Raw genomic sequence first — 13,802 nt, forward strand, 5'->3', positions numbered from 1 at the left:
ATGAAGCAGAAAATCGGACGCTGGTTCATCCCTGCTGTCGGCGGGCTGGCTTTCATCTACCTCCTGGTACCGATCGCTTACATCTTCGTGTTCTCCTTCAACGATGCCGGCCGCACCAACCTGGACTGGCGCGGCTTCACCCTGGAGAACTGGCAGAACCCCTGCGGCGCTCCGGCGGTCTGCGAATCGCTGGTGCACTCGCTGCAGGTCGGCACGGTGGCCACGATTGCCGCTACCGCCTTGGGCACGCTGATCGCCATCGGCCTGGTCCGCTACAAGTTCCGGTTCCGCAAGCTCACCGATGTGCTGATCATTTTGCCGTTGGCTACTCCGGAGGTCGTGCTCGGTGCTTCGCTGCTGGCACAGTTCCTGAACCTCGGTTGGGAACTGGGCTACGCCACCATCGTGATCGCCCACATTGTGTTCTGCATGTCCTTCGTGATCGTCACCGTCAGGGCTCGTGTCTCCTCGCTGGATCCGCGATTGGAAGAAGCGGCCGCCGATCTCTACGCCTCGCCGCGGGCGGCCTTCTGGAAGGTGACGTTCCCGCTGCTGCTGCCAGGCATTGTGGCCGCCGCGCTGTTGTCCTTCGCGATGAGTTTTGATGATTTCATCATCACGAATTTCAACTCCGGCACCTTCCAGACCTTCCCGAAGTTCATCTATGTGGCAGCTACCCGCGGCATCCCGGCCCAGGCGAATGTCATTGGTTCGGCGATGTTCATCCTTGCCCTGCTCGTGGTGGTCATCGGACAGGTGATCAGCTACCGGAAGAAGAAACAGCTGGAGAATTCCTAGGTTCCAAAGGCCCGCGCTCTTCAGCGCGGGCCTTTGGCTTGCCAGCTGCTCAAAAAGCAGGGATCGTCACTAGCGTGAGCGGTACCCAGCTCGCTCCTTGCGCCCTCTGGGACCTGCACGTTGTTGGACTGGCGCTAGGCCTCCGGCCGCTTGCTGCTCTTGCGGTGATTTGCAGGACCATTGCCTGCAGGATGCAGCCGCGCCCAAAGGCCATTAGGGTGGCTGGCGGAACGAAATATTGGCAGAGAGCCGAAATGCGGGCATCTGACATATAGTAAATACTTAGCTTTACAATATATGGTCTACAGGTTGATACCTTGCTGGCCTGTAGGTGCAGGTCTATGAACGATTGGAAACTTCATGAGCGATAAGCCAGTTTGGCTCTCCGGGCCTGAACGCGACGCCTGGCTTGGACTGCATGCTGTCATGACTTTGCTTCCGGCGGCCTTGGATTCCGATCTGCAGGGCCTGGAAGGCATCACGCTTTTCGACTACCACATGCTCGCCATGCTCTCCGAGGCCAAGGACCATCAGCTGACCATGACGACGCTGGCTTCGCACACCAGTGCTTCGCTTTCGCGACTGTCGCATGTGGTCAAGAAGCTGGAGAAGCGCGGCTGGGTTACCCGCGAGCAGTCCGCAGAAGATGCCCGTGTGAAAATCGCCTCATTAACGCAGGCCGGATGGGAAGCCGTGCAGCAGATGGCGCCTCACCACGTTGCCTCGGTGCGCGGACTTCTCTTCGATACCCTTGATGACAAGGACGTTAACGATCTCACGCGGATCGCACGCAAAATTACAACTTCGCTTGATGCGGATCATTGGATCCTGAATTCGGAAAACCTCGATTTGGAACACTGAGGAATTCTCGATAAGCTAATCAGGCGTTAATCGCGTGTGTTGTTATGCCGTCTAACAGCAGAACAACTGCGCGTTGCCCGTAATACCGAATATCGTGGCCGACTGAGTACGGGGAAATTGCTCGACCGGTTGCGAAGTTCACCGACTTACATACTTTAAGGCTCTTCGGTTGGTTCTCACCCAGCCTGGTTACCTTCCTAGTGTGCAGTATTAACGGTGTTTCACTGGTTGGCGGGACTCATAACGCAGAAGCGGTGTCGATATTTTGGTATGGGCACTGTGCGCGAGTACCGCCGAATTTTACTACTAACTAACTGAGGAGTGATCATGGCAGCTGTTTGCCAGGTAACCGGTACTACTCCGGCCTTCGGACATAGCATCTCCCACTCGCACCGTCGCAACAAGCGTCGTTTCGATCCGAACATCCAGAAGAAGACCTACTACGTGCCTTCCCTGCGCCGTAAGGTGACCCTGACCCTGTCGGTCAAGGGCATCAAGGTCATCGATGCTCGCGGTATCGACGCTGTAATTGCTGACCTGATTGCGAAGGGTGTGAAGCTCTAAAAATGGCAAAGAAGGATAAGGACGTACGTCCGATCATCAAGCTGAAGTCCACCGCTGGAACCGGTTTCACTTACGTAACCCGTAAGAACCGTCGTAACAACCCTGACCGCATGGTCATGAAGAAGTACGACCCAGTCGTCCGTAAGCACGTTGAATTCCGAGAGGAGCGCTAAGACATGGCCAAGAAGTCCAAGATCGCAAAGAACGAACAGCGCAAGGTCATTGTCGAGCGTTACGCTGCAAAGCGTCTCGAATTGAAGAAGACCCTGGTTGATCCAAACGCAACCGACGAAGCTCGCGAAGCTGCACGCGTAGGCCTGCAGAAGCTTCCACGCGATGCTTCCCCGATTCGCGTTCGCAACCGCGACGCAATCGACGGTCGCCCACGTGGCACCTTCCAGAAGTTCGGTATCTCCCGTGTTCGCTTCCGCGACATGGCGCACCGTGGTGAGCTTCCGGGCATCACCAAGTCTTCCTGGTAAGACCTGCAAGTCTTTTGACTTAGCAAGCCGCCTTCCCTTTTGGGAAGGCGGCTTCGCCTTTTAACGCCGCCACCACCGGCGTTTCACCGGTGCTTTCTCTGCCACCGGTGCAGGTTCTGCCGCCCGGCGTTCCTGCCAACCAAGCACCTCTGCGGTGGAATCGCGCAAAGCGGTGATCACCGGCGGGCCGCCAAGCAGCTGCCGCCGCGCCTCGATAATGCGGGCATTGAAATCCTCGATATGCTCACGCACGGCCCGCTCGGAGGGCAAGCGGTCCAAGGTCTGCTCCATCTGCTCATCTTCCACCCGCAAGGTCAGCGCCGGTGGGCCCAGCCCGGTAAGCTGCTCGCGGCGCATCATGGACTTCAGCCACCAGTCGGGATCGTCATTGCTGGTGATATGGTCGATCTTCTGGCCCGAGAGGGCAAGATTGTCGAAGTCCCCGCGGGCGAAAGCCTCATCGAGCACGGAGTTGGCCACTTCCCATGCCTCGTCCTCGGCATGCAGCTGCAGCGGCGTCTTCTGCTTCTCGACGGGAGCCATCCCGGTGGCCTGCGCATACTCGTCCACCGGCAACGGCTCGCTGTCCTGCTTCATCTTGTACCGGGCCGCATTCAGTGCGGCATCCTCGCTGTGCTCCATCTTCCAATGATCCCACCGTGCGCCTGAGCCCGGCAACGGCACTGGGACTTTCCGAAGCAATTGATGGGGGAGCTGGGAAGATAAAATCATTCCCTTCGGGTTCGGGCGCCTCGCCAAGGATTCAGTGCCCAGCAAGCGGCTGCGAGGTGGCTGGAGATCGCTATAAGCGGCCATGTCCCACCCGCAATCGAGCATTATCCCTGTAGTAGCGTGTATTCCATGAAGCCAGCGACGCGCTATCCGAGACCCGCAACTGACATCTACGCGAACCGGCAGCGGTGGGCGCCGCTGGGCCAAGGCAAGACCGTTGTGGTGACCGGCGCGAATAGCGGCCTTGGCTTCTTCGCGAGCCTCGGCTTGGCGCGAGCCGGTGCGCAAGTCATCCTGGCCTGCCGCAACCAGAGCCGTGCGGAGCATGCCATGGAGCAGATCCGGCTGCGCGTACCGGCGGCTAGCGTGGAATTCATGCAGTTCGACTCCTCGCGCATGGAATCCGCAATGGGACTGGCAGCTGAACTGCGCAATCGGCCATTGGATGCGCTGATCGCCAATGCAGGGGTCATCCGGGCGCCGCAGAGCCGCGTCGAGGGCCTGCTGGGCCATGAGCTGACCATGAGCACGAATTTCATCGGGCATGCGCGGCTAGTCGGCGAGCTGGCCGAACGCTTCGCCCAGCCGCTGCGGTTCATCGGGCTGGGATCGATGTCCACCCGGATGCTGGCTACCGATCCGCAAAACCTGGCCTTGACCCGCGACTACCATCCATACCGTGCCTATGCGCAGTCCAAGGCGGCAGTGCAAGCCTTCACCTTGGCCCTGGACCACCGGCTGCGCCAGCTGGAACTGCCGGCTCGCGCGCTGGCCATCCACCCGGGGTATTCGCTTTCCGGGCTGACCCCGCAGGTGCCCAACATCAACGAACCGGACTTTGCCAAGCGGCTGATTGGCCAATTGCAGTCCAGTTTCGCGCAGGGCAAACATGAAGGTGCGGTGGCATTGGTCGAAGCGGCATTGGCGCCGGAACTCGAAGACGCGCCCCGAGGCAGCTATTTGGGGCCGAAATACCTCACGAAGGGTCCAACGGCACTGGCCAGCCCGGCGAAAGCGACCCGCGGCAAGGAGCTGCAAAGCAAAGCCTGGGAACTTTTCGTGGAGGCAAACGAAGGCCTCGATCCGTTCGCGCTGTAGGTCCCGGGTGAACTTTCACACCCTTGATTTGGCGAAAATTCAGCAGAATCCGCAAGATGATGCACTTTTTGTCGCTTTCAGCTGGTAAGTTCAACTCTTGATAAGTCCGTGCGACCGTGCGGCGTTCGGGGCCCGGAAGAGGGCTTTGGATCACTAGTCCAGGAGGACCATACATTGGCTATGAACCGTAGCGAACTTGTTGCTGCTGTTGCAGCGAAGACCGAAAACTCCCAGGTTGCCGTTAATGGTGTTCTGGATGCAGTCTTCGAGGTTTTCGTCGACCAGATTTCCAAGGGTGAGAAGGTGTCGATCCCAGGTTGGTTGGCTGTAGAGCGCACCGATCGTGCAGCTCGCACCGGCCGCAACCCACAGACCGGTGAAGCAATCCAGATTCCTGCTGGCCACTCGGTCAAGCTGACCGCTGGGTCGAAGCTGAAGGCTGCTGTAGCCAAGAAGTAAGCTTCCGCTAGAGCTTTGCGCAAGGCCCGCTGTCCGTTCCCGGATTGGCGGGCCTTGCGGCGTTAAGGAACGTTGCAAAAGCCTTCATTGAACCCAAAAATGCTGCCGTTGAGCCAAGAAATCTGCAATTAGTTGAAAAAATCCCGGTTTTCCGCCTGTTTTCCGCAGTTCTGGGGCGAAACGTTTGATATGTTCTCACTGGTAAGACCGTGCGACCGTGCGGCGTTCGGGGCCCGGAAGAGGGCTTTGGATCACTAGTCCAGGAGGACCATACATTGGCTATGAACCGTAGCGAACTTGTTGCTGCTGTTGCAGCGAAGACCGAAAACTCCCAGGTTGCCGTTAATGGTGTTCTGGATGCAGTCTTCGAGGTTTTCGTCGACCAGATTTCCAAGGGTGAGAAGGTGTCGATCCCAGGTTGGTTGGCTGTAGAGCGCACCGATCGTGCAGCTCGCACCGGCCGCAACCCACAGACCGGTGAAGCAATCCAGATTCCTGCTGGCCACTCGGTCAAGCTGACCGCTGGGTCGAAGCTGAAGGCTGCTGTAGCCAAGAAGTAAGCTTCCGCTAGAGCTTTGCGCAAGGCCCGACCCGCTCCGGAGAAATCCAGGAGGCAGGGTCGGGCCTTCTGCTTTATCGGAGCACCGTTTGAGGCGCTCTTCTACTTCGCGTAGAATCAGCTTCGATCGTAGAACTCCGCGAAGAATGGCTGCCCATCGTGTCACAGAAACCCGCAACCCGCGTTATCCGCGGCTGGTTGGCGGCAAGCGTGTGCACCTGGACAGCCTTTGCCGCGCACGCCCACAGTGCGCCTACAGCGCTATCGGTGGTGGCCATGGTGCTCATTACCTGCGTCTCTGCGGCTATCGGCGTCGTGCTGGTGGGCCGGAAGTTCTCCCTGTGGGCGACCAGCCTGGTCGTGCTGCTCAGCCAGGGGCTCTACCACCTGAGCTTGTCGGTGATGAGCCACCAGGGCGGCGACATTTCCGGTCTGGAACACGCGCACCATGCGGGGCGCAATCCAGCGCTGGCGCAGGACATCACCGCGCAGTACGCCAACGTGCATACCGAATCGATGCTCTACGCCCACGTGCTGGCCGCGATCGCCAGCGTACTGGTGCTCTACGGCGGTGAACGCCTGCTCAAGGCCATGGCCGGCTGGCTCACCCTTTCAACGGCCCGGCGGATCCTCTCGCGCATTCGCGTGCAGGTACCTGCTGCCCGGCCGCTTCGTGCCTACTTCCCCTTGCGTTTCCAACTCAAGCTGGCGCAATTGGGAAGACTGCCGGAGCGCCGCGGTCCGCCCTGCTTCATTCTTGCTGCCTGAGTAAAGAATTGAAGCGCCCCGCAAGGGGCTTGGAAGGAACATCATGAGCGTAGTAACCAAGAACATCACCCGACTAGTCGCAGTACTGGCATTCTCCTTGCTGGCTTTCGCCGGCTCGATCGGTGCCGCCAACGCGCACGACCAGTTGATCGGCTCTACCCCGGAGGCCGGGGCCACCATCCAGGAAGTGCCCGAGGACATCACCCTCGAATTCTCCGGCGTGCTCCAGAGCCTATCCGGCGTGGACTCCACGGTGGTCTCGCTGACCCTCGATGGGGAAAAGATCGACACCGAGGCCAAGACCAAGGGCACCAAGGTCACCGTCACCCCGGCCAAGGAGCTGGGCAACGGCGAGTACCAGCTGGCCTACCGCGTGGTCTCGTCTGACGGCCACCCGATCGAGAACAAGATCGGCTTCAGCGTCGACGCGCCACAGGCCGCCCCCACCCTGGTCAGCTCGAGCGCGCCAGCGGCGCCTAGCGACTCCGCAGGGTCCGCCGACCTGGATCCAGGCGCTAACCCGGTCCAGGACCTGGGCAGCTCGATGAGCCCGGTGGTCTGGGTCATCATCGGCGTAGTCATCCTTGGCGGCGCGCTGGGCGTGCTGGCCAAGTTCATGCGCCAGTCCAAGTAGCCCCCACCCTTCCGGTGCGCCCGAGGCCACCGCTGCCTTTGGCGCGACTGCACACCGAACCCGAAAGCTTGAGAACATGAATTTCCGCAAAACCACTGCACTGGCCCTGGGCCTTGGACTGCTGCTCACCGGCTGCGCGCAGAGCGCCGACGGGCAGCAGCCCGCACCGGCCGCCGAACAGAAAACCGCCGGGCAAGCCGAAGCGCTGGCCACCAGCGAAACCTGGGCCAAGGCCGCCGAGTCGGGCATGAGCGCGGCCTTCGGCATCCTGCACAATAATTCTGGCACCCCGATTGCGCTGCGCAAGATCAGCAATGCCCAGGGCGATCAGATCCAGATCCACGAAATGCGCGGCACCGGCGACGGGATGACGATGGCGCAGCTCGAAGGGGATCTGGTGATCGAACCCGGCAAGGACGCGGTGCTGGCACCGGGCGGCCACCACCTGATGTTCATGGACCTGCAGGAATCGCTGGTGGCGGCCCAGACGGCGAGGCTGAAGCTGGAATTCGCCGACGGGTCGAGCACCGAGGTGGACTTCCCGATCCGCAACTTCGACGGGGCCAACGAAAGCTACGACGAGCATGCCGGGGATGCGCATGCCGGGCACTAGCGTCGACCGCCGGCTGCTGCTGGGCACCACCGCGGCCGCCGCGCTGGGCGGAATGCTCACCGGGTTCGGCACCGGAAAGCTGAGCGCTCCAGCCCCAGCGGCCACCGCCAACCCGCAGGGGTACCGCCCGTTCTACGGGAAGTACCAGTCGGGGATCCTCGACGGCCAGCAGGCCCACGCGGTCTTCGCCGGGTGGGATCTGCACTGGCGCGAGGGCTCCAAGAAGGAGCAGCTGCGCGCGGTGCTGCAGATGATCACCGATGATGCGGCCCGGCTGGCCAGTGGCCGCGGGGTGCTGGCCGACACCGAACCGGAAATGGCGCAGCCCGGATGCGAGCTGACGCTGACCGTGGGGCTGGGCCAGAGCCTGCTGGATGTGGCCGGGCGCGGGCAGATCGGCACGCTGCCGCGCTTCGCCGGGGACCAGCTCGATGAGCAGTACGGGCAGTGCGATCTGCTGATCCAGTTCTGCGCGCAGGACCAGACCGTGCTGCACCATGCGGTGCGGGCGGTGTCCAAGAACCTGCGCGGGCTGGGCGCCAGGCGCTTCGCCCAGACCGGGTTCATCAACCCCGGCGGGCGCGGGTTCCGCAACCTGTTCGGCCAGCTCGACGGGATCAACAACCCCGGCGGAGAACTGCGCGAGAGCGCGGTGTTCGGCCAGCCGGGCTGGATCGAGAACGGGACCACCCTGGCGCTGCGCAGGTTCGAGATGGACCTGGACGGCTGGGACGAGGTGGACGGCGCCGGACGGGACCATGCCCTGGGCCGCCGGCAGTCCGACGGCGCGCCGCTGTCGGGCGCCAGCGTGGATGATCCGGTGGACCTGGCCGCGGCCAATGAGCTGGGGCTGCCGGCGATCGCGGCCAACGCCCACGTGGCGCTGGCCAAGCCGGCCAGCGCGGACGAAACCATGCACCGGCGGGGCTACAACTTCGACGGAGCGGCTTCCGGGTTGCTGTTCGCCAGCTACCAGCGCGACCCGGCCACCAGCTTCATCCCGGTGCAGCACCGGCTGGCGGCCGCAGATGCGCTGAACACCTGGCTGAAGCCGGTGGGATCGGGCCTGTACGCGATCCTTCCCGGGGTGCGCGAAGGCGGCTACCTGGGGGAGGCGTTGCTGGGCCAGGTGTGAGATGCGCCCAAAGCGGGCTGCCGCGCGGTGACCGGCCGGGCGAAAAATGAGATGATGAGAAGGTTATGGATACAGCACAGCGCACGGTTTCAGTCACCCGCTTCATCCTGCCCGGAATCCTCGCTGCGGCGGTGGCCTTCCTGGCGGCGGTGTTGTTCACCGGGATCGCCCGGCCGGCGGATTTGGCCGATCCCGGGGCTTTCGTGCGCTGGTCGCTGCCCATCTCCCGGGCCATCCACCATGCCTCGATGTCGCTGAGCATCGCCGCGCTGGTTTTCGGTGCGGCGATCATCCCGCGGGCCGCCAAGGTGACCGGCGATGCCGAAGGCCAGGCCCATCCGGCGTTCGCCCGCACGATGAATATCGCCGCCGGGGCCGCGGTGGTGTGGACCCTGTCCGCGGCCACCGTCATGCTGCTGACCTTCTGGGATTTGGCCGGCATCCCGATGAGCCTGGATCCGCAGTATTCGGCCGCGATCCTGGACTACATCCTGTCGATCACCAGCGGGCGGGCCTGGGCCTGGATGGTGGTGATCGCCGCGATCACCAGTTCGCTGGCCCTGGCCGCGCGCTCCAGGACCACGGTGGGGCTCAGCGCATTCTTCTCGCTGTTCGGCATCCTGCCGCTGGCCTTCATCGGCCACGCGGCCGGGGGAGACGACCACTTCGCCGCGGTGAACTCCATCGGCCTGCACCTGCTGGCCGTGGTGCTCTGGTTTGGCGGCATCATGGTGCTGGCCCTGCTCGCTCCGACGCTGGCCGGCGAAGCGCCGGGACGCAAACGCGGGCAGGTGCTGGCCGGGGTGGTGCTCAAGCGCTATTCCGCGCTGGCCACCTTCGCGGTGTTCCTGATGATCGGCTCGGGCCTGGCTTCGGCGGTGATCCGCATTACCGGCTGGGACCAGTGGCTGACCCCGTACGGCATCCTGGTGATCGTGAAGATCCTGATCACCCTGGGGCTGGGCGCACTGGGCCTGTGGCATCGGCGCATGGTGATCCCGCGGCTGCTGGAGGGCAAGTTCACGGCGCTGCGCGCGGCCTGGCAGGTCGTGGCCGGCGAGGTCATCCTGATGGCTGCGGTGATGTCGGTGGCCACCGTGCTGGCGCGCACCGCTCCGCCGACTTCCGATGAGCCTCCGGTGCAAGCGACCCCGGCCCGCCTGCTCACCGGCTACGACCTGCCGCCGGCCCCGGATACCGCCGCGTGGTTCACCACCTGGCGCATGGACTGGATCTGGGTGGCCGTGTGCCTGTTCGGCCTGGCCGTGTACCTGTGGGCCTTCATCAAGCTGGCCCGCCGCGGCGACAAGCCCAGCGTGCTGCGCCTGGCCAGCTGGATCGTGGGCCTTTTCGCGCTGTTCTACGTGACCAGCGGCGCGGTGGCCGTGTACGGCAAGATCCAGTTCTCCACCCACATGGTCGACCACATGTCGCTGACCATGATCGTGCCGATCTTCCTGGTCCTGGGCACCCCGGTCACGCTGCTGCTCAAGGTGCTGGGATCGCGCGTCGACGGCACCCGCGGCCCGCGCGAATGGATCCTCTACCTGGTGCACTCGCGCTACTCGAAGGTCATCACCCACCCGATTTTCGCTGCGGTGAACTTCGCCGGCTCGATCGTCGTCTTCTACTTCACCCCGTTGCTGGAACCGGCCATGCGCTACCACGCGGGCCACGAGCTGATGAACCTGCACTTCCTGCTCACCGGATACCTGTTCGCGCTGTCGCTGGTGGACGCCGACCCGGTCCCCAAGCGCTACCCGTACCCGATGCGCCTGGTGGTGCTGCTGGCCACCGTCGCCTTCCACGCCTTCTTCGGGGTGGCGCTGATGAGCACCGAAACCCTGCTGGCCCCGGATTACTTCGGGAACATGGGCCGCACGTGGGGCGGCACCGCACTGGAGGACCAGGTGGTGGGTGCCGGGGCGATGTGGGCGATCGGCGAAGTGCCGACCCTGGTCCTGGCCATTTTCGTGGTCATCTCGTGGCTGCGCCAGGACAAGAAGGACACCAAGCGCTACGACCGCCAGGCCGAGCGTGACAACGACGCCGAGCTGGCTGCCTACAACGAAATGTTCGCCCGCTTCAAGCAAGCCGACCGAAGGGACCCACGTGCCTAGCACCAAGAAAATCCTCGCCGCCTCCCTGGCGGTGTGCGCGCTGCTGGCCGCAAGCGCCTGCTCCGCGCAATCCGAAATGCCGCAGGACGAAACGCACAAGATCGCCGTGCAGGGCACCGCGACGCCCAGCGCATCGCAAGAGCCGCAAGAGCCTGCCCAGCCGGAAGAATTGACCACCGCGCAGGTGGCCACCACGGCCGGCGCAGTGATGGCCGCCGAGCTCGGCTTCCCCTCCAGCGCCAAGATCCAGGGCGAGGACCTCGAATCCCTGGCCACGCCGCCCACCGATACGCTCAAGGACCTGGTGGTCCTGCCGTCCCAATGCTCGGCTCCGATCGAGGACTTGAACTGGTCGCCGGTGCAGCTGGGCACCGAGGCGGCGCGCACCGACTTCACCAACGAGAACCAGTCGATCACCGGGTCGGTGGAGGTGGCCAAGCTCGGCGACGGGGCGGCGAAGGTGGCGGCGCACAATGCGAACGTGGCCACCATCCTGGAGGAATGCAAGAGCGTGAAGCTCAACGGGCTGGACTACCGCGAGACCCTGGCATTCTCCGATCCGGGCGTGCAGGATGCCGATTCGGCCCTGTACTACAGCCGTGATGGGCAGTATGCGCAGGATTCGCTGGTGCTGATCAAGAGCACCGGGGAGTATGCGGTGATGGTCTCCTTCCTCTCGGCGACCTCGCTGCAGGATGCCGCCTTCAACCAGGTGGCCACTGGCATCATGGACACCGTGCTCGCGCAGCTGCCCTAGCTCGCCGCCCCGGCAGGGAATAGAAGGCGTGGGCCTGCGGTTACACCAGCAGACCGTGAGCGAGTTTCACACTTTTCTCAATGTTGCTTAACACCGTTAGCCCCAGCGGGCCGCGGTGGCAGATAATTGAGGTTCGAATTGCCGCAGCCGCGGCGACAGCGAAAGGATCACCATGAGCACTTCCGAATCCGTCCGCGCCAATTACAAGGTGCGCGCCAGCGAACTGCTGGGCCGCAACTGGCTGAATACCGGCGGCAAGCAACTGGATCTGGACGCATTGCGCGGCAAGATCGTGCTCCTGGACTTCTGGACCTTCTGCTGCATCAACTGCCTGCACGTGCTCGACGAGCTGCGCCCGCTGGAGGAGCAGTACAAGGACGTGCTGGTCACCGTCGGCGTGCACTCCCCGAAGTTCGAGCACGAAGCGGATCCGGATGCGCTGGCCGCCGCCGTGGAGCGCTACGAAATCCACCACCCGGTGCTCGACGACCCGGAATTGGTCACCTGGCAGGCCTACGGTGCCCGCGCCTGGCCTACCCTGGTGGTATTGGATCCCGAAGGCTACATCGTCGCGCATCTGTCCGGCGAGGGCCACGCCCAGGGCCTGGGCTCGCTGGTCGAGGAACTGGTAGCCGAGCACGAAGCCAAGGGCACGCTGCACCGCGGCAACGGTCCGTACGTGGCACCGGCAGCCCGCGAGGGCGACCTGCGCTTCCCGGGCAAGGCGATCGCCCTAGCCAACGGCAACTTCCTGGTGGGCGATTCGGGCCACCACCGCCTGGTCGAACTGGCCGGCGACCTGTCCACCGTGGTGCGCACCATCGGCGCCGGGGTCAAGGGCTATGCCGACGGGGACGCTGCCACCGCGCAGTTCAACGAACTGCAGGGGCTGGCCGCCTTGCCGGCGGAACTGGCCGCCGAAGTCGGCTACGACGTGATCGTCGCCGACACCGTCAACCACCGCCTGCGCTCGGTGAACCTGGCCACCGGCGCCGTGGGCACCCTGGCCGGCAACGGCGTGCAGCGCCTGCTGGATTCGGAGAACGCCCGCCAAGAAGTCCAGCCCACCGAGCTGGGCACCGATGCGCTGAATATTTCGCTCTCGTCCCCATGGGATGTGCTCTACCACCCATCGGGGCAGGTCATCGTCGCGATGGCCGGAACCCACCAGATCTTCGCCTTCGATCCGCGCACCGGCGCCGTGTCGGTCTTCGCCGGCACCGGGCTGGAAGGCCTAACCGATGGCGCGCCGGATGAGGCCTGGTTCGCCCAGTCCTCGGGCCTGGCACTGGATGGCGAAAACGTGTGGATCGCCGACTCGGAAACCAGCGCCCTGCGCTGGATCGAGGTTGAAGAAGGCAAGGCCAAGAGCGTGAACACCGCGGTGGGCACCGGCCTGTTCGACTTCGGCTTCCGCGATGGCGATGCGCAGCAGGCGCGCCTGCAGCACCCGCTGGGCGTGGCCGTGCTGCCGGACCACTCGATTGCCATCGCCGACTCCTACAATGGCGCGGTGCGCCGCTTCGATCCGGCCACCAAGACTGTCTCCACCCTGGCCAAGGGCCTGAAGGAACCGGCCGACGTGCTGGTGGACACCACCGTGGACGGCGATCCGGTGCTGCTGGTCGTGGAGACCAACTCCCACCAGCTGGTGCGCATCCCGATCCCTGCCGAAGCACTGGTGGTCGACCAGGGCGCCAGCCAGACCCAGCGCCCCAAGACCCGGGTGCAGGCCGGCAAGCACGGGATCCTGGTCCGCTTCGCCGCACCCAAGGGGCAGAAGCTCGATGACCGCTGGGGCGATCCGACCCAGCTGAAGATCTCGGCCAGCCCTGAGGAACTGATCCTCGACGGCGCCGGCACCTCGGTGGGCCTGTCCCGCACCCTGGAACTGAACCCGGAGGTGGCCGAGGGCGTGCTGCACATTACCGCCCGCGCGGCGGCCTGCGATGGCGAACCGGGCGGCGAGATTCCCGATCACGCGGCCTGCCACCTGTACCAGCAGGACTGGGGCATCCCGGTGGTGCTGGACGCAGAGGGCGAGGACGAACTGCTCCTTGACCTGCGTGGCGTGAACTAGCCCCGGCCCGAAGCATGCATCAGGCGCACCAGGGATGGTGCGCCTTTTGCGTGCCCGGCGGCGAACGCCCGGGCAGCGCCGCAGCAAGAATCTGAGGAAACCTCAGCATTTTCCTGCCCGGGTGGCTAGACTGGAGGACGGG

The 13,802-nt window shown here is 63.8% G+C and carries 16 protein-coding genes; 15 read left to right on the forward strand and 1 reads right to left on the reverse strand.

All coding sequences use genetic code 11. The annotated features are described in order from the left end of the window. The 5 genes from ACIOU9_RS00385 to rpsN all read left to right on the forward strand — a co-directional run bounded on the left by ACIOU9_RS00385 (position 1) and on the right by rpsN (position 2,705). Complete coding sequence (locus tag ACIOU9_RS00385; RefSeq protein ID WP_133833539.1) at positions 1-798, forward strand: ABC transporter permease; 798 nt, start codon at positions 1-3, stop codon at positions 796-798. A gap of 360 nt (positions 799-1,158) precedes the next feature. Next, complete coding sequence (locus tag ACIOU9_RS00390; RefSeq protein ID WP_105657039.1) at positions 1,159-1,659, forward strand: MarR family winged helix-turn-helix transcriptional regulator; 501 nt, start codon at positions 1,159-1,161, stop codon at positions 1,657-1,659. Between the two features lie 327 nt (positions 1,660-1,986). Further along, entirely contained in the window at positions 1,987-2,223 is a 237-nt protein-coding gene (rpmB, locus tag ACIOU9_RS00395; RefSeq protein ID WP_013349911.1) for a 50S ribosomal protein L28, read from the forward strand. Between the two features lie 2 nt (positions 2,224-2,225). Further along, the gene (gene rpmG, locus ACIOU9_RS00400) at positions 2,226-2,396 is read left to right on the forward strand and encodes a 50S ribosomal protein L33 (protein ID WP_013349910.1); all 171 of its coding nucleotides are present in this window, start codon (positions 2,226-2,228) and stop codon (positions 2,394-2,396) included. A gap of 3 nt (positions 2,397-2,399) precedes the next feature. Continuing rightward, positions 2,400-2,705, forward strand: coding sequence for a 30S ribosomal protein S14 (rpsN, locus tag ACIOU9_RS00405; RefSeq protein ID WP_013349909.1), 306 nt, complete (start codon positions 2,400-2,402; stop codon positions 2,703-2,705). Positions 2,706-2,765: 60 nt separating this feature from the next. Here rpsN and ACIOU9_RS00410 read toward each other — a convergent pair whose 3' ends face one another. After that, on the reverse strand, positions 2,766-3,347 hold the full coding sequence (locus ACIOU9_RS00410) for a DUF1992 domain-containing protein (RefSeq protein WP_166650710.1): 582 nt from the start codon (positions 3,345-3,347) through the stop codon (positions 2,766-2,768). A 219-nt stretch (positions 3,348-3,566) separates the two neighbouring features. On the opposite strand from ACIOU9_RS00410, the gene ACIOU9_RS00415 reads away from it, so the two are divergent. The 10 genes from ACIOU9_RS00415 to ACIOU9_RS00460 all read left to right on the forward strand — a co-directional run bounded on the left by ACIOU9_RS00415 (position 3,567) and on the right by ACIOU9_RS00460 (position 13,660). Then, complete coding sequence (locus ACIOU9_RS00415) at positions 3,567-4,535, forward strand: SDR family NAD(P)-dependent oxidoreductase (protein ID WP_105657037.1); 969 nt, start codon at positions 3,567-3,569, stop codon at positions 4,533-4,535. 174 nt (positions 4,536-4,709) lie between these two features. Next, a complete protein-coding gene (locus tag ACIOU9_RS00420; protein ID WP_013349906.1) occupies positions 4,710-4,994 on the forward strand; it encodes an HU family DNA-binding protein in 285 nt (94 codons plus the stop codon). Positions 4,995-5,269: 275 nt separating this feature from the next. After that, complete coding sequence (locus ACIOU9_RS00425; RefSeq protein WP_013349906.1) at positions 5,270-5,554, forward strand: HU family DNA-binding protein; 285 nt, start codon at positions 5,270-5,272, stop codon at positions 5,552-5,554. Between the two features lie 158 nt (positions 5,555-5,712). Further along, positions 5,713-6,321, forward strand: a complete 609-nt coding sequence (locus tag ACIOU9_RS00430) for a hypothetical protein (protein WP_133833541.1) — start codon at positions 5,713-5,715, stop codon at positions 6,319-6,321. Between the two features lie 43 nt (positions 6,322-6,364). Further along, entirely contained in the window at positions 6,365-6,955 is a 591-nt protein-coding gene (locus ACIOU9_RS00435) for a copper resistance CopC family protein (protein WP_105657035.1), read from the forward strand. Positions 6,956-7,031: 76 nt separating this feature from the next. Next, positions 7,032-7,568 (forward strand): copper chaperone PCu(A)C, encoded by a 537-nt coding sequence (locus tag ACIOU9_RS00440; protein ID WP_105657034.1) that lies wholly within the window; start codon positions 7,032-7,034, stop codon positions 7,566-7,568. Then, positions 7,555-8,703 (forward strand): Dyp-type peroxidase, encoded by a 1,149-nt coding sequence (locus ACIOU9_RS00445; protein WP_166650711.1) that lies wholly within the window; start codon positions 7,555-7,557, stop codon positions 8,701-8,703. The genes ACIOU9_RS00440 and ACIOU9_RS00445 overlap by 14 nt, the downstream gene beginning before the upstream one ends. A gap of 65 nt (positions 8,704-8,768) precedes the next feature. Then, positions 8,769-10,823: a cytochrome c oxidase assembly protein gene (locus ACIOU9_RS00450; RefSeq protein ID WP_105657032.1), complete on the forward strand. Its 2,055-nt coding sequence runs from the start codon at positions 8,769-8,771 to the stop codon at positions 10,821-10,823. Then, positions 10,816-11,580 carry a hypothetical protein gene (locus tag ACIOU9_RS00455; RefSeq protein WP_402695816.1) on the forward strand — a complete coding sequence of 255 codons (765 nt, stop codon included), beginning with the start codon at positions 10,816-10,818 and terminating at the stop codon, positions 11,578-11,580. Before ACIOU9_RS00450 ends, ACIOU9_RS00455 begins: the two co-directional genes overlap by 8 nt. A 172-nt stretch (positions 11,581-11,752) precedes the next feature. Further along, the gene (locus ACIOU9_RS00460) at positions 11,753-13,660 is read left to right on the forward strand and encodes an NHL domain-containing thioredoxin family protein (protein WP_332727289.1); all 1,908 of its coding nucleotides are present in this window, start codon (positions 11,753-11,755) and stop codon (positions 13,658-13,660) included. Positions 13,661-13,802: the final 142 nt, after the last annotated feature.

Origin of the sequence: Glutamicibacter sp. NPDC087583, assembly GCF_044743685.1 — a bacterium.
Classification (GTDB): domain Bacteria; phylum Actinomycetota; class Actinomycetes; order Actinomycetales; family Micrococcaceae; genus Glutamicibacter.